Raw genomic sequence first — 22,636 nt, 5'->3', positions numbered from 1 at the left:
CGGGGTCCGTCGAGGGGCGGACGGGGTGCGAACGAACAAGAAGAGGGGAAACGACCATGGCAATGGACGCGGCCGAAATCGTCGGCCTGACGCTGAACGGGGTGGATGTGGAGGTGCGGGTCGATCCCGACACCCCGCTGCTCTACGTGCTGCGCACCATGCTGGGGGCGAAGGGGGCCCGCTTCGGCTGCGGCGTCGGGCTTTGCGGCGCCTGCACCGTCGTGATCGACGGCAAGGCCGAATTCTCCTGCGACATGCCGGTGTCGGTTGCCGCCGGCCGCCGGATCGAGACCATCGAGGGCCTTGCCGCCGAGGTCCCGCCCCACCCCCTCATCGAGGAGGTGATCGAGCGCCAGGCGGCCCAGTGCGGCTACTGCCTGCCGGGCATCGTCATGGCGAGCAAGGCGTTCCTCGACCGCACGCCGCGGCCCAGCCGCCAGGAGATCGCCGAGGCGCTGGACGGCAACCTGTGCCGCTGCGGCACCCATCACCGCATTCTCGATGCGGTGGAATCCGCAGCGAAGCGGATGGCGGAGGACGCGCGATGAAGATCCCCCCGCCGCTGGCCGGCGCCCCCCTCATCTCCGACTGGGTCCGCTTCGCGCGCGACCGGCGCCTCACGGTCCTGTCCGGCCGCGTCGAACTCGGTCAGGGCAACATGACGGCGCTGGCCCAGATCGCCGCCGACGAGCTCGACGTGGATCCGGCGGCCGTCGCCATCACCGGCGCCGACACCACCCGCACGCCGAACGAGGGGTTCACCTCGGGCAGCATGTCGATCGTTCAGGGCGGCATGGCGATCCGCTTCGCCGCCTCCGCCGCCCGGCACGTGCTGCTGGCCGAGGCGGCCAAGCTGCTGCAGCAGGACGTGGCCGCCCTCTCCATCGTCGACGGCGCGGTGCTGCGCGACGGGCTCGACGCCGAGCTCGATCTCTGGCGGCTCGCCGAAACGGCCGACCTCGACGTGCCGGTCCTGGATCACGCAGCGCCGAAGCCGCCGGAGGCGAGGCGCGTCGCCGGAACGTCCCTGCCGAGGATCGATATCGCCGAGCGCGTCACCGGCCATCCCTTCGTGCACGATCTCGAACCGGACGGGCTCCTGCACGGCCGCCCGGTTCATCCTCCGGCGATGTCGTCCCGGCTCGTCTCCCTCGACCTCGACGGCCTGAAGGCGCGGCCGGGGGTGGTGGCGGTGGTGCGCGACGGCTCGTTCGTCGGCGTGGTCGCCGAGACCGAATACCAGGCGATCCTCGCCGCGCGGTGGGCCGCCAACCGGGCCGAGTGGTCGACGGACGTGAGCGTCCCGCCGGATCCGGTGGCGGCGATCGGCGCGTCGGACGAAGCCGTCGAGGTGGTCCATTCGGCGGGCGAGGATCCGGCGGGCTGCCAGGGTCGCGTCTTCGAGACCGCGGTGTCGCGCCAGTATCTGAGCCACGCGCCGATCGGCCCGTCGGCGGCGCTGGCTGAATGGCGCGACGGTCACCTGACGGTCTGGTCGCACTCCCAGGGCGCCTATCCGCTGCGCGAGGCACTGGCCACGGTGTTCGGCGTGCCCGCCACCGACATCGACGTCATCCATCATCCGGGCTCCGGCTGCTACGGCCACAACGGCGCCGACGACGTGGCGCTCGACGCGTCGCTGATGGCGCGCGCCGTGCCCGGGCGTCCGGTGCTGGTGGTGTGGGCGCGCGCCGACGAGTTCCGCAGCGCCCCGCTCGGCGCCGGCATGGTCACCCGTGTCCGCGCGGTGGTCGGCGGCGACGGGCGCATCGCCGCGATGGACGTCGTCGCCAACAGCGCGCCGCACGGCAACCGGCCCGGCCGCAGCGGCTCGCCGAACCTCCGCGCGGCCGCCTATCTGGAGCGGCCGCACCCGCCGGCGCGCTCCGCCGACATTCCGCTCGCCAACGGCGGCGGGGCGGATCGCAACGCGGTTCCCGGCTATGCCATCCCCAACCTGAAGATCGCCAAGCGGGTCGTGCACGCGGTGCCCTACCGCACCTCGTCGCTGCGCGCGCTGGGCGGGCACCTCAACGTCTACGCCATCGAAACGCTGATGGACGACATCGCGGCCGAGCTGGACGAGGACCCGGTCGCCTTCCGCCTCTCCCATCTGGACGACGCGCGGGCCCGCGCGGTCATCAAGGCGGTGGCGGGCGACGTCGGGCCGGCCTTCGCGTCGGAAGGCGGCGAGGGGACCGGCTGGGGCTTTGGCTATGCCCGCTACAAGAACACCGCCGCCTACTGCGCGATCGCCGCGCGCGTCGAGGTGGAGGAAAGCGTCCGCGTCACCGACGTGTTCGCGGCGATCGACCCGGGCGAGGCGATCAACCCGGACGGCATCGTCAACCAGACCGAGGGCGGCATCCTGCAGGCCACCAGCTGGGCGCTGAAGGAAGCGATCCGCTTCGACGGCGCGGCGGTGGCGACCGAAACCTGGCTGGACTATCCGATCCTCACCTTCTCGGAGGTGCCGCGCCTCTCCGTCCGCGTGCTGGCGCGTCCGGAAGAGCCGCCGCTCGGCTGTGCCGAGGCGGCCCAGGGGCCGATGTCGGCAGCCCTGGGCAACGCCGTGTTCCGCGCCCTCGGCGTGCGGGTGCGGGATCTTCCGCTGACCCGCGACGCCATCGTCGCCGCCCTGTCCTGAAGAGGTGAACCTGATGGACCTGAAGATCTTGAGCGGCGGCGCGGCCAACGGGCTCGTGAGCGCCCTGACCCCCGCCTTCTCGCGGCAGGCGGGCATGGGGATCACCGGCGACTTCGGCGCCGTGGGCGGGATGCGCGACCGCATCCTCGCCGGCGAGGCGGTCGACGTCATCCTGCTGACGCGGGCGATCGTCGACGACCTCGCGGCGAGCGGTTACGCCGATCCGCGGACGGTCGCCGATGTCGGCACGGTGGAAACGGCGGTGGCGGTGCGCGATGGCGCGCCCCGGCCCGACGTCTCGACCGGTCCGGCGCTCGCCGCCGCGCTGCGGGCGGCGGATGCCATCTACGTGCCCGATCTGGTGAAATCGACCGCCGGCATCCACTTCGCGCGCGTCATGGCTGCGCTCGGGGTGGCGGACGACGTGGCGGACAGGCTCCGCCAGTTCCCCAACGGCCAGACCGCGATGACGGCGATGGCCGCGGCTGACGACGTCCACCCGATCGGCTGCACGCAGATCACCGAGATCCTCAACACCCCGGGCGTCGGCGCCTGCGGGATGCTGCCCGAGCCCCACGGCCTCGCCACCGTCTACACCGCCGCGGTGGCAACGGGCGCGGCCGCGCCCGACGCGGCGCGGGCGCTGATCGGTCTCCTGACGGCGCCGGAAAATGCCGCTGCCCGCACGGCCGCCGGCTTCAGCTGAGCCGTCGGCGCGGCGCTTGGGCGGACGGAAATCCGGGCCGTGTGCCCGGATACCGGGGGCAATCCTCCCTCGGCGCCGGCACCCGCAAGCCGCGTTTTGCGGCGCGCCGTTTCCGCCAATCGAGTGGTCTGGGCCACGGCGGCCGGCCGGCCGGAGAGCGGTCTCCGACAGCGTATGTGATCGTGCGGCGGGACTTGTCGCCGCCGCGCTATATTTACTCCGTCACGATTACGGTCGATTCTCTGCGGCTGGACGGACCGTCATCGCTGCGGGAGATCGTCCGGTGAGGGCAGCACATGAACGGGCTTCATTTCCTGTCCGATGACATCGACAGCAGCGGCGCCCTTGCGGGGGTCTATTCTCCCGAGCTCGTGCTTGCCTCCGTCCTCATCTCCATGGTCGCCGCCTTCGTGGCGTTCAATCATGTCCGTCTGATCCGGGCGGCCGGTGCGCAGGGCGTCGGCGTCGCCTGGAACGCGGTGGCCGCCGTGACCCTGGGCATCGGCATCTGGGCCATGCATTTCGTCGGGATGCTGGCGTTCACGCTGCCGGTGCTGGTGTCCTTCAGGATCGACAGGACCGTGCTGTCGCTTGTCCCCGCCATCGTCGCGTCGGTGATCGCGATGAAGGTGATGGCGGCCGAGCGTCCGAGCGTCGGCTTGCTCGTGTTCGGTGGCGTGTCGATGGGCATCGGCATCTGCCTGATGCACTACATCGGCATGGCCGCCATGGTGGCGCCGGTCGACATGTACTACGTGCCGTCGCTCCTCGTCGCTTCGGTGGTGATCGCGACGGTCCTGGCCACGCTGTCGCTGTTTCTCTGCGCTTCCATCGAGCGGACCGCGCTGTGGCCGACGGGCGTCATGCTGTTCGGCTCGTTCATCATGGGCGGCGCCGTCTCGTCGATGCACTACGTCGCGATGCAGGCGACGGTCTACCTGCCCGCGAAGGCCTATGCGCCGATGGCGGGCTGGCCGCGGGTGTCGGTCTCGACGCTGGCGTGGAGCACCGTCTCCGCGGTGCTGCTGATCTTCGTCATGGCGGCGGCCTCCGCCTATCTCCGCCGCCGCGAGATCCGCGCCCTCAGCGCGGCCGATGCCTCCGGCCTTCAGGCCGACCTGCTCTACGACCAGCTGAAGACGGTGGCGTCGCGCGTGCCGGGGATGGTCTACCAGTTTCGCCGGACGCCGGATGGCCGCTACTCCTTCCCCTACGCCAGCGAGAAGATCTACGAGATCTATCGCGTCACGCCCGATGAGGTCGTCGACGATGCCGGGCCGCTGGTCGGGGTGCTGCATCCGGACGATCGCGATCGCGTGCTGGAAGAGATCGAGGAATCGGCGAAATCCCTGACGATCTGGCGCAGCCGCTACCGGCTGCGCTTTCCCGACGGTGCGGAGCGCTGGCTGCTGGGCAACGCCGCGCCGCGCCGCGAGGACGACGGCACGGTGAACTGGAGCGGCTTCATCATGGACGTCACGGCCCAGCAGGAGGCCGAACAGACGATCCAGCGCCTCGCCTACTACGACAGCCTCACCGGTCTGCCGAACCGGACCATGCTCTACGAGCGCCTCGACCACGGCATCGCCCGGCTGGCGCGCTCAGGCGAGTACGGCGCCCTCTTCTTCATCGACATCGACCGCTTCAAGTTCCTCAACGAGCAGCTCGGCCATTCGACCGGCGACCGCCTCCTCCAGCTGGTGGCGGAGCGGCTGACGCGCATGGCGCGCCGGGACGACATCACCGCGCGCCTCGCCGGCGACGAGTTCGTCTTCGCCATCGAGGGGATCGGCGACGACCGCGACCTCGCCGCGGCGGAGGCGGAGAAGACCGGCATCGCGCTCCTGGCGGCGGTGGCCGACAGCGGCGCCCAGTTTCACGGGCTGGGCCAGCCGCCCACCGGGAGCGTCGGCATCTCGCTCTACGGCGGGCCGCGGCAGTTGAGCCGCGACGAGGTCGTCAAGCGCGCCGAGATCGCGAAGTCGGCGGCGAAGGAGCATGGCGGCAACGCGATGCGCTTCTTCGACCGGGAAATGAGCGCGGCGGTGACGGCCCGCGCCACCCTCGAGCGCGACCTGCGTGCCGCGCTCTGCAACGACGAGATGGTTCTCTACTACCAGCGCCAGGTGAACCGCCACGGGGAGAACGTCGGGGTGGAGGCGCTGGCGCGATGGCAGCATCCGAAGCAGGGCCTTCTCGCGCCGGACCGCTTCATTCCGCTCGCCGAGCAGATCGGCGTGATCGCGCCGCTGGGGTCCTGGGCGCTGAAGACCGCCTGCGCGCAACTGATCGACTGGCGCGCGTCCCCGGCGATGGGAAACGTCAGCATCGCGGTCAACGTGAGCCCCCGGCAGTTCTACCGCGACGACTTCGTCGCGGAGGTCGCCGACGCGCTGGACCAGTCGGCGGTCGACCCACGGCTTCTCAAGCTGGAAATCACCGAGTCGCTGCTGCTCCACGACCTGGAGGACGCGCGCACCAAGGTCCAGCTGCTGCGCGAGATCGGCGTGCGCACCTCCATCGACGATTTCGGGACGGGCTACTCCTCGCTGTCCTACCTCGCGCATCTGGACGTCGCCGAGCTGAAGATCGACCGCACCTTCATCTGGGACCTCAGCTCGCCCCGGAACGACAAGGCGCGGATGATCGTTGATGCGATTGCCAACCTCGGAATGCGGATGGGGCTGACCGTGTGCGCGGAGGGCGTGGAGACCGAGGAGCAGTTCGAGCTGCTGAAGCAGACCGGCTGCCAGCACTTCCAGGGATACCTTTTCGGCCGGCCGGCGCCCGCCGGCGTCCTGCGGGAAGCCACCCATGCCTGACGTTCAGGCCGTGGGGGACGGACGGCGCGGGCGGGGCCAGGGAACGGCAAATGACCGATTTGCACGATGAGGAACTGGACTCCCGCCGCGCCCAGGTGTTTCCCCGGCTGTCGGCGGGCGCGATCGAGCGCATCCGGCGGTTCGGCCAGGCGCGCCGCTACGCCAGCGGCGAGCGCCTGCTGACGGCGGGCCGGCCCGGCGTCGGGCTGATGGTCATCCTGTCCGGCACCGTCGAGGTGAGCCAGCATGACCCGGAGGGGCATCCGATCCTGATCGTCACCCACTCCGCGGGCGATTATCTGGGCGAGCTCGCCCAGCTGACGGGTCGGCCATCGCTTGTCGATGCGACGGCGACCGAACCGGTCGAAACGCTGATCCTGCCGCCGGAACAGCTGCGCGCGCTGCTGGTCGCCGAGGCGGAAATCGGCGAGACGATGATGCGGGCGCTCATCCTGCGACGCGTCAATCTCATTCGCGCGCGGCTCGGCGGGCCGGTCATTCTGGGTCGGGCCGACGACCGCAACGTGCTGCGGCTGGAGGGCTTCCTCACCCGCAACGGCTACCCGCACGAGCGGCTGGATCCCTCCACCGATCCCGGCGCGCAGGCACTGGTGACCCGCTTCGATCTCGATGCCGCCGAGCTGCCGATCGTCGTCTGCCCGGGCGGCGAGGTGCTGCGCAATCCGTCGGAAAGCGAGCTCGGGCGCTGCATCGGCATGACCCGCTCGGTCGATCCCGCCCGCACCTACGACGTGGTCATCATCGGCGCCGGCCCGGCCGGGCTGGCGGCCTCCGTCTACGCGGCGTCGGAAGGGCTGTCGGTGCTGACGCTCGACTGCCGCGCCTTCGGCGGTCAGGCGGGCGCGTCCGCGCGGATCGAGAACTATCTCGGCTTTCCCACTGGCATCAGCGGGCTCGCGCTGATGGCGCGGGCCTACAATCAGGCGGAGAAGTTCGGGGCCGAGATGGCGATCCCGGTGGAGGCCGTGGGCCTGCAGCCTGCCGGCGAGGCGGGCGGCGTCTCCCGCATCCTGCTTCAGGGCGGCGAGAGCATCGCCGCGCGCTCGGTGGTGATCGCCACCGGCGCCAACTACCGTCGCCTCGGCTTCGACGGCGTCGACCAGTTTGACGGCGCCAACGTCCACTACTGGGCCTCGCCGCTAGAGGGCAAGCTGTGCGCCCGGCAGGAGGTGGTGCTCGTCGGCGGCGGTAACTCGGCCGGTCAGGCAACCGTCTATCTTGCCAGCCAGGCGGACAGGGTCACCCTGCTGGTGCGGGGCGACAGCCTCGACGACAGCATGTCGCGCTATCTGGTGGACCGCATCGAGGGCCTGGCGAACGTCGAGGTCCTCACCCGCACCAGCCTGACCTCGCTGGAAGGCAGCGACGGCAGGCTCGAGGCGGTGTACTGGCGCACCCGCGGTTCCGACGTGGACACCCGCCGGGAGACGCACCATCTGTTCCTGTTCATAGGCGCCGAGCCGCGGACCGGCTGGCTCGCCGGGTCCGGTGTCGTGCTCGACCAGAAGGGCTTCGTGCTCACCGGGCCCGAGGTCGGCGCGGGCGAGTTTCCGCTGATGTCGAGCCGCCCCGGTGTGTTCGCCATCGGCGACATCCGGTCCGGATCGACGAAGCGGGTGGCCGGTGCCGTCGGCGAAGGCGCCCACGTTGTGGCGCTTCTCCATCGCTACCTCGGCCTGTCGACGCTCTCTGCCGACGCGTCCGGCGGAACCGCTGGCGCGATCGCCATGGCTGCGACCGCGGCCCCTTTCCCGATATCCGCCCCAGGGAGGCAGGAATGACCAAGCAGACCTATCGCATCGTCGAACACGACGGGGGCTGGGCCTACCAGGCCGATGGCGTGTTCTCCGAAACCTTCGCCAGCCACGACCAGGCGTTCGCGGCGGCCTGCCGCGCGGCGCGCGAGCAGCGGACGCCGGGCGAGGGGGCCCAGATCACCTGGGAGGACGAAGGGGGCACCTGGCACGCGGACATCAGCCGCGGCAACGACCGGCCCATCACCGAAGTCAAATCCTAGGGCAACTCCCGTTCAGATCGTCGCGGTCTGAGCGGGAAGGAAGCGATCCTCTTCGCCGGCCGGGCGCACGTCGAAGGCGAAACTGATCCGCCGGTCCTTCGCTGCGAACGGGATCGTGCGGTGATGAACCTGCGACGGCATCAGGAGAAGCATGCCCTCGCGCGGGGCGATGCGCAGCGTTTCCGGGAGCATCTCCGCCAGCGCCGGCGGCGCGCCGAACTCGATGCAGCCGGCGCCGTCGCCGTCGGCGGAAAGGCCCCCCGGGACCTCCACATAGTAGACGCCGCTCAGCCAGCCGGCGCGATGGGCGTGCCAGTCCTCATAGCCGCCCGGCCCCTGGATGTTGGCCCAGGCCCGCAGCGTGGCGCGGGCGGGTTGGCAGGCCAGCCAGGGGTCGGTGCCGTCCTCCGCCCGATCCGGCGCTGCGGCCAACGCGCGATCGATGCGGTCCCGGATGGCCGCGAGAAGCGCGCCGATCAGCTCGGGCCGTCGCCCCGCCATCGGGTGGGAGACCCGCGTCGAGTTGCGGATCGCCAGCTCGTCGGCCGGAATGTCCGACCGCTTGAAGGGGTTGTCGGCCAGCTCCGCGGCGACGGCCGCATTGAACGCGGCCAGGGTGGGGAAGCCCGCCGGTGTCTCGATCGACGTCCGGGTGACCATCGAGGGGGCGAACAGCAGGTGGCGGGCCTCCTCGACCCGGCCGGCGCTCGCCAGCGTCCGGCCCCAGTCGAGCAGCAGCTGGACATGGCGTGCGCCCCGCTCCCAAAGCTCGGCGCGGACGGTTTCGAGCGCGTCGAGACGGCCGGATGCCCGCAGGATGCGGCCGAGCTCGAAATAGGCTTCCCGGTGATGGGCGTCGCGCTCGAGCACGGCATGGAAATCGCGCTCGGCCCGCTCGATCTCGCCCGAAGCCAGCGCCGCCATGCCGCGCAAATAGAGGGCGTGTGCGGATGCGTCGGTGTCGTCGCGGTCGAGGAGGGTGAGGACATCCCCGTGCCGTCCCATCCGGGTCCAGCAGCGGGCGAGCGCCAGCCGGGCATCGTGGCGGGACGGATCGAGGACAAGGGCCGCCTCGAACGCATCCACCGCCGCCGGAAATTTCAACTGCCGCAGCAGAACGAGGCCGAGGTTGACGCGGATAGAAGCGTCGTCCGGAGCGCGCGCTGCGGCGCGCTGCAGCAGTGCAGCCGCGGTGTCGGGGGCGACGATCGGGTCGGACAAGACGTCAGACCATTCGATCTCGATACGGTTCTCTCGGGGGCGATCCATCCGGCATGCCATCCCCGGTTGCCTGACGATCTCCAGAGCCCTTTCCGATCGGGGGCAGATCTGGCGATGAAGATATGGCTCCGGGTCCAGTCCCTCGGCCGATGCCTTCTTCGTTTGGATCGCGTCGATCTGAACGTGACGTGCTCTAGGAGTTGGTGTCGCCGTCAGGATTGGCGTTGAACGCGGATTGGGTCAGGCCGATGTCCAGGCGGACCAGCTTCGGCTCCATCCAGACGGCCTTGCCTGCCGCCGCATCGAGAGCCGGCACTTCGCCGCCATCCTGCGCGCAAGCGCCCGGCTCGGCGCCAATGGGATCAGTCATCTCGTACCTCATGCAGTGGTCGGTGCGGGCGGCGCTCAAGAGATGGTGCTGCCGTCGGGAGTGATATTGAAAGATGTCTGGCTGTAACCGATTTCCGGCTGGCTCGGTTCCGCTCTTCCGCGACGGCGAAGCCCGCGCTCACCCGATCGCCCATGTCACCCGGCAGTGGGCCGGACGTATGAGGGCCGACATGGGACAGGGAGACGGTGCGCAACTGGAACAGTCAGACTTCATCTGAGCCGCACGTCTAAGTAGAGCGGCCTCCTTGTGGGGGATTCGCACAATGCCTAGCACCGAGGCCGATGGCTGACAAGGTTTGCGAAGTAACGACAGCCAGAAAGAACGAGCCCTGCCTGACCTGGAATGAGGATGAACATTGCGTTGCCTTTCGCAAATGCCTGACAACGGCCGGATCTCTGGCGGAGTTTTCGCGCAGCTCGCGGGTTGCCTTACTCAAATTGGTCCATATCGGCCGCGATATGCCGTGGCGAGGGTCGCCAAAGCCTCCGGGACACCGGTTCGGCGCGATCGATGGTGTCCGTCGGTTGCCCCGTGCAGAAGGACGGAAAGGGAGCCATACGCAGTGTTTTCCGCGAATAGCGGCGGCTGGGCTGCGGGGATCACATCCATCCGGGACCCCTCGCCATGGCGGTGAACGGCGCGCATCTGGTGGCCTCGCGCCAGGGCCTCTATCGCGTCGATCATGTCGGCTACCGCAAGCTGGTCGACGGTCATTTCTTCGGCGTGACGGTTCGCGACGGCTGGGTCTATTGCTTCAAGACCGTGCCCTTGGCCGAGGCGGAGGCCAATCCGAACTCGGGCAGCCTGGTCCGCTATCCGTACCTCGACGATGCGCTCGGCGCGCCGGAGCTCCTGGTCGACGGTCTGGACTACAATGGTCACCAGGTCGCCTTCTTCGATGGCGCCTTCTGGCTGGTCGACAGTGGCAACCAGCAGATCCTCGAGTTCGACGCCGGCTGGAACTGCAAGGCCCATCGGATCGGTCCCGCCGTGGCGCGGCGAGGCAGCGACGACGCGCACATCAATTCGTTTCACGGCAAGGACGACCGCATCTACCTGATGTTTCACAACGGCCATCGGAAGGTACCCAGCGAGATCGTCGAGTTCGACCGCGACTTCACGGAGCTGCGGCGTACCGGGCTGCCGTCGACGGGGTGCCACGATGTCGTGCCGCTGGAGGACGGGTCGCTGCTCTACTGCGAATCCATCAGGGGACGCATCGCGGTGGTGGGCGGCGGCGCCCACAAGATCGACGAACTCTACACGCGCGGCCTGGCCGTCGGCGCGCATGAGATCGCGGTTGGCAGCTCGCTCTACGGCGCGCGCGCCTCGCGCAGCCTGCTGCCCGGCTTCGTGACCTTCCTCGATCGCGCCTACCAGCGCATCGCGCGGGTCTATCTTCCCGCCGCGCCCACCCAGATCTGCCGGCTCGACGGCATGGACCTGTCGCTGTCCACGCCCCGCTAGGCCGCCATCCAAAGGGCGCGACGACGGCGCTGGCGCGATCCGCGTCGACGCCGGGCGCGGTGGACCTGTAAGGCTGTGGTCACCGGAATATATGTGGGTGCAGGCGGTCGGTCCGTGTGAGATACCGTGCCGCTGGCCATCATCAACCGAACCCCAGGATGTGATGTGACGCTTTCAATGGACTCCGTGATCGCCCGGCAGGACGGAACGCTGTTTGAAGAAGCCGACGACGAGCTGGTGGCGATCAATCTCGACAACGGTGCCTTCTACGCCATGAACGCGGTGGCCAGCAGCATCTTCAAGTTCATCGAGGAGCCGCGCCGCGCCGCCGATATCCGGGACTTCCTGCTGGAAACCTACGACGTCGACGCGGCGGTCTGCGAGCGTCAGATGCTCGCCGTGCTCGAGGAGATGCTGGCGGAACGGCTGATCGTGCGTCAGGCCGGACCGGGGGCCGCCGGCACAGCCGCCCCGTGAGCGCGATCGCGGGGCTCTGGCGCTTCGACGGCAAGCCCGGCGCTGGCGCCGAGTGCGAGCGCATGCTCTCCGCCCAGCGGATCTACGGTCCGGATGACGGCCGCCAGTGGGCCGACGGGCCGATCGCCATGGGCCGGCGGCTTTACCGCACGCTCCCCGAGGACATCTCCGACCGCCAGCCGCTCACCGCGCGCGACGGCCGGCTCGTCCTCGTGGCCGACGTGCGGCTCGACAACCGCGACGAGCTGATCGCCGCGCTCGGCCTGCCGGCGGAGGCCCGGCGCGCCTGCGACGCGGAAATCCTGCTTGCCTGCCTGGACCGCTGGGACGAAGCCGCCCTCGATCGCATGGCTGGCGATTTCGCCTTCGCGCTCTGGGACGCCGATCGCCAGCGGCTGCTGCTCGCCCGCGACTTCCTCGGCCAGCGGCCGCTCCATTATCATTGCGGCACGGATTTCTTCGCCTTCGCCAGCATGGCCAAGGGACTGCACGTCCTCGCCGACATCCCCTACGCCGCCGACGAGCAGACCGTCGCCGAACTGGTGATGCTGATGCCCCAGGCGGGCCCGCGCAGCTTCTTCGAGCATGTCTGCCGGGTCGAGCCCGGCCACGTCGTCGCGGTCACCCGCGAGGGCGTGTCGAGCCGGGGCTACTGGGAGCCCAGGCGTCCGGACCGGGGCGACCCGGGGCCCGCCGACTGGGTGGAGGGCGTGCGGCACCACCTGGACGAGGCGACCCGCTCGCGGCTGCGCGGCGGCGACGGCGCGATCGCCACTCATCTCAGTTCCGGCTTCGACAGCTCGGCGGTCACCGCCACCGCGGCACGGCTGCTCGCGCCCGAGGGCGGCCGGGTCACGGCGTTCACCTCGGTGTCGTCGGATGCGGCCGGCGCCGCGCCGCTGCCGAACCGGATCGTCGACGAAGGCCCGCTGGCGGCCGCCACGGCGGCGCTCTACCCCAACGTCGAGCACGTCAGCCTGCGCACCGGCCACCTCTCGCCCTTCGCCGGCTTCGACCAGGCGTTCTTCCTGTTCGAACGGCCGGTCCTCAACCCCTGCAACTGGGTGTGGATGCGGGCGATCAACCAGGAGGCGCGTGACCGCAGGCTCAGGGTGCTTCTGCACGCCACCATGGGCAACATGACGTTCAGCTACTTCGGTTTCGAGCTGATGCCGGAACTGCTGCGCACCGGGCGCTGGGGGCGGCTTCTGAGGGAATATCGCGGGCTGGTCCGGAACGGCGGCATGCGCTGGCGCGGGCCGGCCGGCATCACCTTCGGGCCCTACGTTCCCGGCTGGGTGTGGAGCCGGCTGACGCGCGCGTTTCAGGGCGCGGTCGACGACGTCCATGACTACACCGCGATCAGCCGCGAGCGCTACGAGGCGCTGGACCTCGAACGGATCGCCAGGGAGCGGAAGCTCGACCTTGCCTATCGCCCGCGCAAGGACGCCTTCGCCGACCGCATCTGGGTGATGCGCCGGACCGATTCCGGCAACATCAACAAGGGCACGCTCGCCGGCTGGGGGGTCGACCAGCGGGATCCGAGTGCCGACCGGCGGCTGGTGGAATACTGCCTGAGCATCCCCACCGACCGCTATCTCGTCGACGGGGTGCCGCGGGCGGTGGCACGGGCCGCGCTCCGCGACCGGCTGCCGGCGGAGGTGCTCGGGGAACGGCGCCGGGGCTACCAGGCGCCGGACTGGCACGTGGGTCTGACGTCGGCCCGGGCCGACGCCGCCGTCGAGCTCGACCAGATCGCCTCCTGCGAGGCCGCCGCGCGGACGCTCGACGTCGCCCGGATGAAGCGGCTCCTGGACGACCTGCCGGCGTCCGGATGGGACAGGCCGGCCGCCATGAAGGCCTACCGGCTGGCCCTGCTGCGTGGCATGTCCGTCGGCCATTTCCTGCGCAAGGCCTCCCGCTCCAATGGCTGAGACCGCGCGGTCGCGCGCTCAGACGAAGGTCAGCAGCCGCCGCGGTGTCTTCACCAGGATGGTGTCGATCTGGTCGTCGGTGAAGCCGCGGCGGCGCATCAGCGGCACCACGTTGGCGAAGATGTGCTGGTAGCCGTGGCCGCCGAAGCGTTCCAGCCGGCCCTTGGTGCAGATGTCGTGGCTGATCAGGATCTGGTCGAGGTGGCCGTTGTCCACCAGCAGCCGCAGCCACTTGAGGCGCATGCCGTCGTTCGGCATGTCGATCGCCGGGTTGGGGAAGTAGTTGGTCTCCTCCCAGCCGAACAGGTCGAACTCGACGATACAGCCCGTCTGGGCGAGCTTCAGGAGCCGGTCGGCGTCGAAGATCGTGCGGTCGATGTGGCTGATGACCAGGCGCTCCAGCGGTCCGCCGCGCGCCTTCACGAAGTCGGCGACCTCCTGCGGCTGGTCGGCGTGGCGGCCGGGGTGGACGTTGAGGGCGGCGCCGGTGCGCCGCTGCGCCTCGATGGCGCCCTCCATCACCCGCTTCTCCTGGTCGGTCCACGGCGACTGGCAGCCGATCTCGCCGATGATGCCGGCGCGCACGTCGGTGCCCCAGGCACCGTCGAGGATCTGGCCGGTGATCTCGTCGGCGAAGTCGCCGACGCTCTTCTCCGCGTTCTCCGGCGCCTGGTAGTCGTCGACGTAGTGGCCGCATCCCATGACGATCTGGACGCCGCTCGTCTGCGCCATCTCGCGCAGCATCGTCGGCTGCGGCTGCAGCCCGCCGACGGTGAGGTCGACCACGGTCCGTCCGCCGGCGCGTGCCATTTCCTGGAGCTCGGCGACCACCACGTCGGCGCAGTCGAGCCGGAAGTTGTCCCGGTAGTAGGCCTGGCCGTAGCGCGCCCGGAAGCAGTTGCAGAGATCGACCGGCTCGTCGTGGACGTGGGCGCCCGGCGCCTCGCCGCGCAGGCTGGGCGGATTGAGGTCGATCAGCAGGTGCTCGTGCATCAGCGTCGGCCCGAGCTCCGCCGGATCGACGAGGCCGGTGACGGTCTGGGCCTTGCCCTTGAGGTCGGACGGGGTCATTGCGCCGCCTCCACCGACGCGGCCGCCAGCGCCGCGCCCCGGCGGTCGATGAACGCGTCGACCGCAGCGAGGAAGCCCTCGGTTTCCGCCTCGCCGATCGGCAGCGACAGCGCGATCAGGCCGCGCGGCGCGAAATACCAGCCGGCCTCGGCCAGGTCGAACTGCATCAGCCGGCGCAGCGCCGTGTCGGTCGCCGGCGCGCCGTGGCCGTGCACGTTCATGATCGAGCCCATGCCGGTCGCCGCGTAGGGCGCGCCCCGGGCGGCGAACCGCGCGTTGAGGGCGGCGCGGAAAGCCTCGCCGCGGGCGAACAGCGCCTCGAGGTTCTCCGCGGTCAGGTAGGTCTCGATGGCGGCGATGCCGGCGGCCATCGTCAGGGTGTTGTTGTTGAAGGTGCCGGCGTGGCCGATCGCGTCGGGCCGGCGCGGGTCGAGCCGCTCCATGATCTCCCGCCTGCCGCCGAAGCAGCCGAAGGCGAGGCCGCCGCCGAAGAACTTGCCCACCGTCGTCATGTCCGGGACGATGCCGTAGAGACCCTGGCAGCCGCCGACCGCCATCCGCGCCGTCTGCACCTCGTCGAAGATCAGGACCGTGCCGTGGCGCTCGCTCAGCGTGCGCAGCGCCTGCAGGAACTCTCGCGAGGCCGGCCGGCAGCCGCCGGCGCCGAGCATCGGCTCGACCAGCACGGCCGCGATCTCGTCCCCCGCCTCGGCGAAGGCGGCCTCGGCGGCCGCGATGTCGTCGTAGGGCAGGATGACGAACTTGTGGGGCACGTTCACCGCGGCGCCGCCCGGCGGAAACGTCAGCACCCCGCCATGATAGCCGCGCTCGAACACCACGATCTTCTCGCGGCCAGTGACGATCTTGGCGACCGCGACGGCCATCACGTTGGCCTCGGTGCCGGAGTTGGCCAGCCGCACCATGTCCATCGACGGGAAGCGTGCGGTGATCAGCTCGGCGAGCCGGATCTCCAGCTCGTTGTGGGCCGACAGGTTGATGCCGGCGGCGTGGGCGCGCGTTACCGCGTCGGCGAGTACCTTCGAGGAGTGCCCGAAGATGCCGGCGGTGAACTCGCCGAGGAAGTCCACATAGGTATGCCCGTCGATGTCCATGATCCGGCATCCCGCGCCGCTTGCCGCGCAAAGTGGGAACGGGTCGCTCCACAGCGACGTCCGGGTGTTTCCGCCGGGCAGCACGCGGGCGGCGCGTTCATGGGCCGCGGCGCTCTTCGGGTTGCGTCGGACATGGGCCGCCTCGGCCTCGGCCAGCGCCTCGGAGAGGGCCGGCGTCACAACCGCACTGTTCACAACTCGTACTCCTGATTCATTTCGGAAGGCGCCCATGGGGCAGCCATGTCCCGGCCGTCGCGCCGGGGCTTCGGGTCAAGGGGCGCGCGGCGCGCCGAACGGAAGGAGCGGGTCGCGCGGGTTGGACGACAGGACCGGCGGGACGGAGTGCCCGGCCCGCCGGTCGCTCGGGAGGGCCCGAGGCTACTTCTTCGCCGCTTCGATCTCGGCCAGGTAGGCGTCCTTGTTCGGCACGTCGAGCGTGTCGCGCATGGACTGGGTGGCGGCGATGAACTCGGCGCGGGCGTCGGGAGACAGCTCGGTGATCTCGAAGCCGGCGTCCGTCAGCTTCTGCTTCTCGGCGGCCGCCGCGGCGGACGCCCAGTCGAACAGATCCGCATTGGCGGCGTCGATCGCCGTCTGGACCTTCGCCTTGTCGGCGTCGGAGAGGCCGTCCCACCACTGCTCGGAGGCGAGCGCCAGGCGCGCGCCGACCATGATCTCCGCGTCGGTGTAGTACTTCAGCAGGTCGCCGTGGCCGAAGGTCAGCGGCACGTTCACCGGGTTGATGTAGCCGTCGGCGACGCCGGTCTGCAGCGCGGAAGGCACTTCGCTGAACGGGATCACCACGCCGTCGGCGCCCAGCGCCTTGATCAGGTTCATCTGCGAGGCATCGAGGGCGCGCAGCCGGATGCCGCCGAGATCGGCCTTGGAGGCGACCGGATGCTCGTCGTTGAAGATGCCCATGAAGCCGGCGAGCGGCACGATCGCCAGCACCCGCGCGCCGGACGGGGCCATCTTCTCGTTCACCTTCTCCAGGAAGTCGGAGTCGCTGATGAAGCGGGCGAGATGGTCCATGTCGTCGAAGACGTAGGGAAGCCGCACGACCTCCATCTCCGGCACCAGCTGCACGCCGAAGGCGTAGCCGGCCATGTCGACGTTCAGGAGGCCGGCGCGCAGCTGGTCGAAGCGCTCCGCTTCGCCGCCGATGGAGTTGTAGGCGAACAGCTCCGTCTTGAAGCCTTCCTCGGCCAGCTTGTCGGTGAAGTTCTTCGCCCAGCGGTAGGTCGGCTGCACGTCGTAGGAGGGCGGTGAATCGAGCGCGAGGTTGACCGACTGCGCCTCAGCCTGGCTCGCGCCGAGAAGCAGGAGCGCCGACAGGAGGCCGGCCGAAAACCTGGTCATGTGCATGGTTTGAGTTCCCCTCAGTGTAGGTCCGATTGCGGATCGTGAACGGGTTCGGGTGGCAGGAGCGGTTGCGCGATTGCCAGGATCAGCGCGTGGAAGCAGACGAGGATGGCCGCGACCGGCACCGCGAGCGACATCCACACCGGCGAGATGCCGAGCCCTTCGGAGACCTGCTGGGACTGGCGCTGGATGAACGGCAGCGAGAAGGCGATGACGGTGCCCATGAACACCCCGGCGCCGATCAGCCGGGCGGCGCCCTGGATGGCGCGCATCACGGGCCGCGCCAGCGGCGGCTGATAGAGCTTGGGGTCGGCGCTTTCGTGGAAGGCGACGGTGATGCCGAGAAGGCCGCCCCAGACCATCGCCCAGCGCGCCAGCTCCTCCGTCCAGAACGGCGGCGAGGCGAACAGGTAGCGCGCGACGACCTGCAGCGTGACGGTCGCCAGCATCACCGCGAAGCAGCCGACGGAGGCGGCGACGACGACGCGGTTCACCGCATCGGATACCGCCTTCAGGCGGCGGGCGAGGGCGTGCATCATCCGCCTCCCGCGAAGCCGACGAGGCGCGGCAGCGTCATCGTCAGCGCCGGCACGTAGGTGACGATCATCAGGACGGCGATTTCCAGCAGCACGAACGGAATCACCGCCCGGCAGAGCTTCCAGTAGCCGACGCCGGTCACCGTCGAGACGATGATCAGGCACGACCCGAACGGCGGCGAGGCCATGCCGATCGTCAGGTTGAGGCAGATGATGATGCCGAGATGGACCGGGTCGATGCCCATGGCGAGGGCGGTGGGCGCGAGCAGCGGCACCAGCAGCGCCAGCGCCACCGGCACCTCCAGGAACATGCCCGCCACCAGGAACACGACGTTCAGGAGCAGGAGGTAGGTCAGCCCCTCGAAGCCCCAGCCGATCAGCCAGGCGGCGAGCTTGGTGGGCAGCTGCTGCAGGCCGGCGAGATAGCCGAAGGCGGCGACCGCGGACAGAAGCAGGAAGATCGAGCCGGACAGAACCGCGGTGCGCTTGAACGCCTCGAACAGGTCGCCCGCTTCGATGCGGCCGTAGAGGCGTCCGACGCCGAGCGCGCAGAGCACCGCCAGCGCCGCCGCCTCCGTCGGCGTCACCACGCCGAAGACGATGCCGCCGATGATGATGAGCGGGATCATGAGCGCGGGCAGCGCCTCCAGGATCACCCCTCGCCGGTCGCCTGCGTCGACGGTGGAGCGCGGATGCCCCTGCGCCCGGGCGTAGAGGGCGTTCGCGGCCATCAGCACCAGCGCGATCATCAGGCCCGGCACGATGCCGGCGACGAACAGCCCGGCGACCGACGTTCCCATCAGCGCGCCGTAGAAGATCATGATGATCGACGGCGGGATGATCGGCCCGATGATCGACGAGGCCGCCGTGATCGCCGCGGCGTAGGTGGCCGGATAACCCTCCTTGCGCATCTGCGGCACCAGCATGTTCGACAGCGAGGCCGCGTCGGCGACGGCCGAGCCGGAGATCCCGGCGAAGAACACGCTGGTCGCCACGTTCACATGGCCGAGCCCGCCGCGCAGCCCGCCGAACATCAGCATCGCGCACCGCAGCAGCGCGCGCGTCACCCCGGTGCGGTTCATGATCTCACCGGCCAGGATGAAGAGCGGCATGCTCATCAGGGTGAAGTTGTCGACCTGGGCCACGATGCGTTGCGGCAGCGCGGCCAGGAACATCGCCCGGTCGGCCGCCACGAAGGACAGCACCGCCGTCGCGCCGATCACGTAGGCGAGCGCCGCCCCACCGGCGAGGAGGACGGCCGCGAGGATCAGCGCTGGCGCCACCTAGAGCCTCCCTGCATGGAAAAGGCGGCCGCGACCGACCATGGCACGGTCGGGGGCAAGGCCCCTCGGCGGGTGGAGAACGAAACGCATCGGCGAATGGGCCCTGTGTCCGGTCACATGTCAGGATGGTGACTGTACGCTGTTGATGTACGGTGTACAAGAAGGGGCGGAGTGGGCGGTTGCGGCAATTTCCAGCGGCTGCCGCGCGTTCGCTGGGCGGTCCGATGAAATCGTGGGCGGTCCAGGCCTGCGGCGCGTCTGCGTCGGGTTCGTGCCGCCGCGCGCGCTTGGTTTCGGGTGGCGAAGGACTATGCTGCGCGCCCGGGCCGGTCGCCGGAACAGGGCGCTTGCGGATCGAACGATCCGGGCGAAAAGGCGTTGCTCAGGGCGTTCGCCCGGCACGGGTGCATCGGTTGCGTGGATGGCTCCGGATCGTGCCGGCAGCCGCCGTGATCCAGGGAGTTGTGGTCGACGATGTCGGTGTTTCAGGGAAAGGGCCGCCGAGGCGCCGCGCGCACCCGCGGGGTGGACGACAGCGCGCTGTCGCGCGATCGCATCGTCGACACGGCCCTGAAGCTGATCGACGCCCAGGGGCTGGAGGCGTTCAGCCTGCGCGCCGTCGCCAAGGAGCTCGGCGTCTATCCGACCGCCCTCTACTGGCACGTCCCGAGCCGCAACGAGCTCGTCGTCGAGATCATCTCCGACGTCCTCGCCGACATCGTGCCGCCCCAGGAGCTGCCCTGGGAGGACTGGATCCGGGCGCTGCTGCACCGCTACCGCGCCGTCATCCGCCGCCATCCGAACGTGGCGCCGCTGATCGGGGTGCAGCTCGTCTCCAACGCCAGCGCCGATCTCGGCATGATCGAGCGCATCCTCGCCAAGCTGCACGAGGCCGGCTTCGAGGGCGCGCGCCTCGTCGCCGCCTACAACGCGCTGCTGGGCACCATGGTGGGCTTCGTCACTCAGGAATTCGCGATGGTGCTCACCGACGACACCGAGCAGTGGATGGACCGGATGAGCCGCATCATCTCCACCATCGATCCCGAGCGGTATCCGCTGCTGGCCGCCCACCGGGACCAGATGATCAACCGCTCGTTCATCCTGCGCTGGGAGAACGGCGCCACCGCGCCGCTGGACGGCGGCTTCGAGTTCTACTGCGAGCTGCTGGTCGCCGGGCTGAAGGCGCTGGCGCGGCCCGGGCCGGAGGCTCAGTCGCGGTCGGGCGCGCCGAGCGGGAAGTAGGACCGGTAGCGCCGGCCCTCCTCGACGGCGCGGGCGAACGACGGGCGGGACAACAGCCGCGAACGGTAGGCGCGCAGCCCCGGAAACGCCGCGCCGATCGGATGCACCCAGTCGGCGTAGAAGAGCGAGGGCGCGGCGGCGCAGTCGGCCATCGTGAAGGCCTCGCCGGCCGCCCACGTCCGGCCGGTAAGCCGCTCCTCCAGCCAGGCATAGGCGGTGTCGAGCGCCCGCCGGGCGTCCGCCATCACCTCCTGCCCGCGACCTCCGTCTGCGCGCAGCGCCTCGAACACCGGCTTCTGCATCTCCGTCATCACGTAGGTGTCGAACATGCGGTCCATCAACCGCACCTCCAGCGCCGCGTCGCGGTCGTCGGGGATGAGCCGCACCGGCCCGGCGTGGTGGATGTCGAGGTGCTCGATGATGATGCTCGATTCCGCGATCGTGCGGCCGTCGTCCACCAGCACGGGGAAGCGGCCGAACGGCCACAGCGCCGCGCGCTCCTCCGACGCGCCTTCATCCTCCAGGTGGCGGTAGGTGAACGGAATGTCGTTCTCCCACAGCGCCACCAGCACCTTCTGGCAGTAGGAGGAGAAGGGATGGGCATAGAGCGTCAACGACATGGGGGCCTCTGACCGATTGCATCTTGCAAGCAGTTGCAGGCTAGCGCGACCGATCCTACTTTGCAAGCAGATGGAGGGATGGCCGTGCCGGACGCGCATCGATCGGGCTGCCCGATCAACCTGACCCTGGAACTGCTCGGCGACCGCTGGAGCCTGATCGTCATCCGCGACATCGTCTTCGGCGACCGCCGCCGCTACCGCGAGCTCCTCACCCGCTCGGAGGAGGGCATCGCCTCCAACGTGCTGGCCGCCCGGCTGAAGCGGCTGCTGGCCGCCGGCATGCTGATCCGGGCCGACGATCCGAAGCACCGCCAGAGCGCCATCTACAGCCTCACCGAGCCGGCGATCCAGCTCGTCCCGCTGCTCGCCCAGATGGGTGCGTGGGGCCGGCGGCACGCGCCGGCGTCCGAGGCGCTGTCGATCCGCGCGGAGCTTTTGGAGGAGGGCGGGCCGGCGATGTGGGAGGAGCTGATGGACGAGCTGCGCGCCCGGCACCTCAAGGGCGCGTCCGGCCCCTCCGCCGTCCTGGGCCGCCTGCAGGCCGCCTTCGAGGAGACGCAGCGCCGGACGGTCCACGACGCCTGACGCCCACCGGGCGTGTGTGCGCACCGGGTTGCTGACGTCGCGGGAGGTCGGGGCCAACGGCGGGGAAAGGTGGAGCGGGCGATCGGGATCGAACCGACGACATTCAGCTTGGGAAGCTGACGTTCTACCACTGAACTACGCCCGCGAAGCGCCCTGAAAAGAGCGCTCTGGAAGGATCCTGTCAAGCGCATTAGATGAGGGGCCGCCGCCGCCGCCGCCCCGGGGCATCATCGCTTGGGGAGGAGGGCACGGCCTCGCCCCGAACGTTTCCCGCCCGACGAGCCCCCCCGATGCGCCAGCGCCTGAAGTCATTCCTCGAGAGCTCCACCTGGGAGTGGTTCATCGCGTCGCTCATCGTCTTCAACGCCGTCGTGCTGGGGCTGATGACCTGGGAGGACGCGACGTCCGCCGCCGGGCCGCTGCTCGCCTTCCTCGATGCCGCCGTCATCGCGATCTTCGTCGTCGAGATCGCCGCGCGGCTCTACGTCCACCGGCTGCGGTTCTTCCGGGATCCGTGGAGCCTGTTCGACTTCGTCGTGGTGGCCATCGCGGTGGTGCCCAGCCAGCACGGCCTGTCGGTCCTGCGCTCGCTGCGGATCCTGCGCGTGCTGCGCCTGATCAGCGTGGTGCCGTCGCTGCGCCGGGTGGTCGGAGGGCTGATCGCCGCCCTGCCGGGCATGGGCTCGATCGTGCTCCTGATGACCATCATCTTCTACGTCTTCGCGGTCATGGCGACGAACCTCTACGGGGCCTCCTTCCCCGAGTGGTTCGGAACGCTCGGCGCGTCGGCCTACTCGCTGTTCCAGATCATGACGCTGGAATCCTGGTCGATGGGCATCGTCCGGCCGGTGATGGAACAGTACCCGATGGCCTGGGCGTTCTTCGTGCCGTTCATCATGGCGACGGCCTTCACCGTCCTGAACCTGTTCATCGGCATCATCGTCTCCGCCATGCAGCAGGAGCACGAGGCGGCGCTCGACGCCGAGCGTCAGGTGCTGCACGACGAGCAGGCCCAGATCGCCGAGGAGATGCGGGCGCTCAGGCGCGAGATCTCCGGCCTGCGCGGGGAAATCGCCGCGGTCCGGCCGGCGCAGGCGCCGTCGACCGCCTGAGGCCGCCGCC

20 protein-coding genes and 1 tRNA gene are annotated in these 22,636 nt (G+C 69.9%); 12 read left to right on the top strand and 9 right to left on the bottom strand.

The annotated features are described in order from the left end of the window. Positions 1-56: 56 nt before the first annotated feature. The 6 genes from AB7M35_RS12805 to AB7M35_RS12780 all read left to right on the top strand — a co-directional run bounded on the left by AB7M35_RS12805 (position 57) and on the right by AB7M35_RS12780 (position 8,213). Positions 57-548 carry a (2Fe-2S)-binding protein gene (locus AB7M35_RS12805; RefSeq protein ID WP_453960302.1) on the top strand — a complete coding sequence of 164 codons (492 nt, stop codon included), beginning with the start codon at positions 57-59 and terminating at the stop codon, positions 546-548. Next, positions 545-2,647: a molybdopterin cofactor-binding domain-containing protein gene (locus AB7M35_RS12800; protein WP_453960300.1), complete on the top strand. Its 2,103-nt coding sequence runs from the start codon at positions 545-547 to the stop codon at positions 2,645-2,647. The genes AB7M35_RS12805 and AB7M35_RS12800 overlap by 4 nt, the downstream gene beginning before the upstream one ends. 13 nt (positions 2,648-2,660) lie before the next feature. Continuing rightward, complete coding sequence (locus tag AB7M35_RS12795) at positions 2,661-3,353, top strand: substrate-binding domain-containing protein (protein WP_453960299.1); 693 nt, start codon at positions 2,661-2,663, stop codon at positions 3,351-3,353. Between the two features lie 296 nt (positions 3,354-3,649). Next, positions 3,650-6,175, top strand: a complete 2,526-nt coding sequence (locus AB7M35_RS12790) for an EAL domain-containing protein (RefSeq protein ID WP_453960297.1) — start codon at positions 3,650-3,652, stop codon at positions 6,173-6,175. Positions 6,176-6,225: 50 nt separating this feature from the next. Continuing rightward, positions 6,226-7,977 (top strand): FAD-dependent oxidoreductase, encoded by a 1,752-nt coding sequence (locus AB7M35_RS12785; protein ID WP_453960296.1) that lies wholly within the window; start codon positions 6,226-6,228, stop codon positions 7,975-7,977. Beyond that, the gene (locus tag AB7M35_RS12780; RefSeq protein ID WP_453960294.1) at positions 7,974-8,213 is read left to right on the top strand and encodes a DUF2188 domain-containing protein; all 240 of its coding nucleotides are present in this window, start codon (positions 7,974-7,976) and stop codon (positions 8,211-8,213) included. Before AB7M35_RS12785 ends, AB7M35_RS12780 begins: the two co-directional genes overlap by 4 nt. Positions 8,214-8,225: 12 nt before the next feature. Here AB7M35_RS12780 and AB7M35_RS12775 read toward each other — a convergent pair whose 3' ends face one another. Together AB7M35_RS12775 and AB7M35_RS12770 are read right to left on the bottom strand one after the other, a co-directional pair. After that, complete coding sequence (locus AB7M35_RS12775; protein WP_453960292.1) at positions 8,226-9,482, bottom strand: 2OG-Fe(II) oxygenase family protein; 1,257 nt, start codon at positions 9,480-9,482, stop codon at positions 8,226-8,228. Between the two features lie 145 nt (positions 9,483-9,627). Beyond that, entirely contained in the window at positions 9,628-9,804 is a 177-nt protein-coding gene (locus AB7M35_RS12770; protein WP_453960291.1) for a hypothetical protein, read from the bottom strand. A gap of 645 nt (positions 9,805-10,449) precedes the next feature. Here AB7M35_RS12770 and AB7M35_RS12765 point away from each other — a divergent pair. From AB7M35_RS12765 to AB7M35_RS12755, 3 genes are all read left to right on the top strand, one after another. After that, on the top strand, positions 10,450-11,292 hold the full coding sequence (locus tag AB7M35_RS12765; protein ID WP_453960289.1) for a hypothetical protein: 843 nt from the start codon (positions 10,450-10,452) through the stop codon (positions 11,290-11,292). 126 nt (positions 11,293-11,418) lie between these two features. Further along, on the top strand, positions 11,419-11,769 hold the full coding sequence (locus AB7M35_RS12760) for a PqqD family peptide modification chaperone (protein WP_453960287.1): 351 nt from the start codon (positions 11,419-11,421) through the stop codon (positions 11,767-11,769). After that, positions 11,766-13,703 (top strand): asparagine synthetase B family protein, encoded by a 1,938-nt coding sequence (locus AB7M35_RS12755; protein ID WP_453960285.1) that lies wholly within the window; start codon positions 11,766-11,768, stop codon positions 13,701-13,703. The genes AB7M35_RS12760 and AB7M35_RS12755 overlap by 4 nt, the downstream gene beginning before the upstream one ends. 18 nt (positions 13,704-13,721) lie before the next feature. On the opposite strand, the gene AB7M35_RS12750 is transcribed toward AB7M35_RS12755, so the two are convergent. The 5 genes from AB7M35_RS12750 to AB7M35_RS12730 all read right to left on the bottom strand — a co-directional run bounded on the left by AB7M35_RS12750 (position 13,722) and on the right by AB7M35_RS12730 (position 19,067). Continuing rightward, on the bottom strand, positions 13,722-14,774 hold the full coding sequence (locus AB7M35_RS12750; RefSeq protein ID WP_453960284.1) for a phosphotriesterase family protein: 1,053 nt from the start codon (positions 14,772-14,774) through the stop codon (positions 13,722-13,724). Beyond that, entirely contained in the window at positions 14,771-16,081 is a 1,311-nt protein-coding gene (locus AB7M35_RS12745) for an aspartate aminotransferase family protein (RefSeq protein ID WP_453960283.1), read from the bottom strand. Before AB7M35_RS12745 ends, AB7M35_RS12750 begins: the two co-directional genes overlap by 4 nt. Before the next feature lie 183 nt (positions 16,082-16,264). Then, on the bottom strand, positions 16,265-17,251 hold the full coding sequence (locus tag AB7M35_RS12740; protein WP_453960282.1) for a TRAP transporter substrate-binding protein: 987 nt from the start codon (positions 17,249-17,251) through the stop codon (positions 16,265-16,267). Between the two features lie 14 nt (positions 17,252-17,265). After that, positions 17,266-17,784: a TRAP transporter small permease gene (locus tag AB7M35_RS12735; protein ID WP_453960281.1), complete on the bottom strand. Its 519-nt coding sequence runs from the start codon at positions 17,782-17,784 to the stop codon at positions 17,266-17,268. Further along, positions 17,784-19,067 carry a TRAP transporter large permease gene (locus tag AB7M35_RS12730; RefSeq protein ID WP_453960279.1) on the bottom strand — a complete coding sequence of 428 codons (1,284 nt, stop codon included), beginning with the start codon at positions 19,065-19,067 and terminating at the stop codon, positions 17,784-17,786. Before AB7M35_RS12730 ends, AB7M35_RS12735 begins: the two co-directional genes overlap by 1 nt. Positions 19,068-19,541: 474 nt before the next feature. Between AB7M35_RS12730 and AB7M35_RS12725 the strand changes: the two genes are divergently transcribed. Next, positions 19,542-20,309, top strand: a complete 768-nt coding sequence (locus AB7M35_RS12725; protein WP_453960278.1) for a TetR/AcrR family transcriptional regulator — start codon at positions 19,542-19,544, stop codon at positions 20,307-20,309. On the opposite strand, the gene AB7M35_RS12720 is transcribed toward AB7M35_RS12725, so the two are convergent. Continuing rightward, positions 20,276-20,929 carry a glutathione S-transferase family protein gene (locus AB7M35_RS12720; protein ID WP_453960276.1) on the bottom strand — a complete coding sequence of 218 codons (654 nt, stop codon included), beginning with the start codon at positions 20,927-20,929 and terminating at the stop codon, positions 20,276-20,278. The genes AB7M35_RS12725 and AB7M35_RS12720 overlap by 34 nt on opposite strands. Positions 20,930-21,007: 78 nt before the next feature. On the opposite strand from AB7M35_RS12720, the gene AB7M35_RS12715 reads away from it, so the two are divergent. Beyond that, a complete protein-coding gene (locus AB7M35_RS12715) occupies positions 21,008-21,514 on the top strand; it encodes a winged helix-turn-helix transcriptional regulator (RefSeq protein ID WP_453960275.1) in 507 nt (168 codons plus the stop codon). 70 nt (positions 21,515-21,584) lie between these two features. Here AB7M35_RS12715 and AB7M35_RS12710 read toward each other — a convergent pair. Next, positions 21,585-21,659, bottom strand: a tRNA-Gly gene (locus tag AB7M35_RS12710). A 145-nt stretch (positions 21,660-21,804) separates the two neighbouring features. On the opposite strand from AB7M35_RS12710, the gene AB7M35_RS12705 reads away from it, so the two are divergent. After that, a complete protein-coding gene (locus AB7M35_RS12705) occupies positions 21,805-22,626 on the top strand; it encodes an ion transporter (protein WP_453960273.1) in 822 nt (273 codons plus the stop codon). Positions 22,627-22,636 lie beyond the last annotated feature (10 nt).

This window comes from Amorphus suaedae, assembly GCF_053629675.1.
Note: the sequence above shows the minus strand (reverse complement) of the source record. Positions and strands in the feature narration are given on the sequence as shown.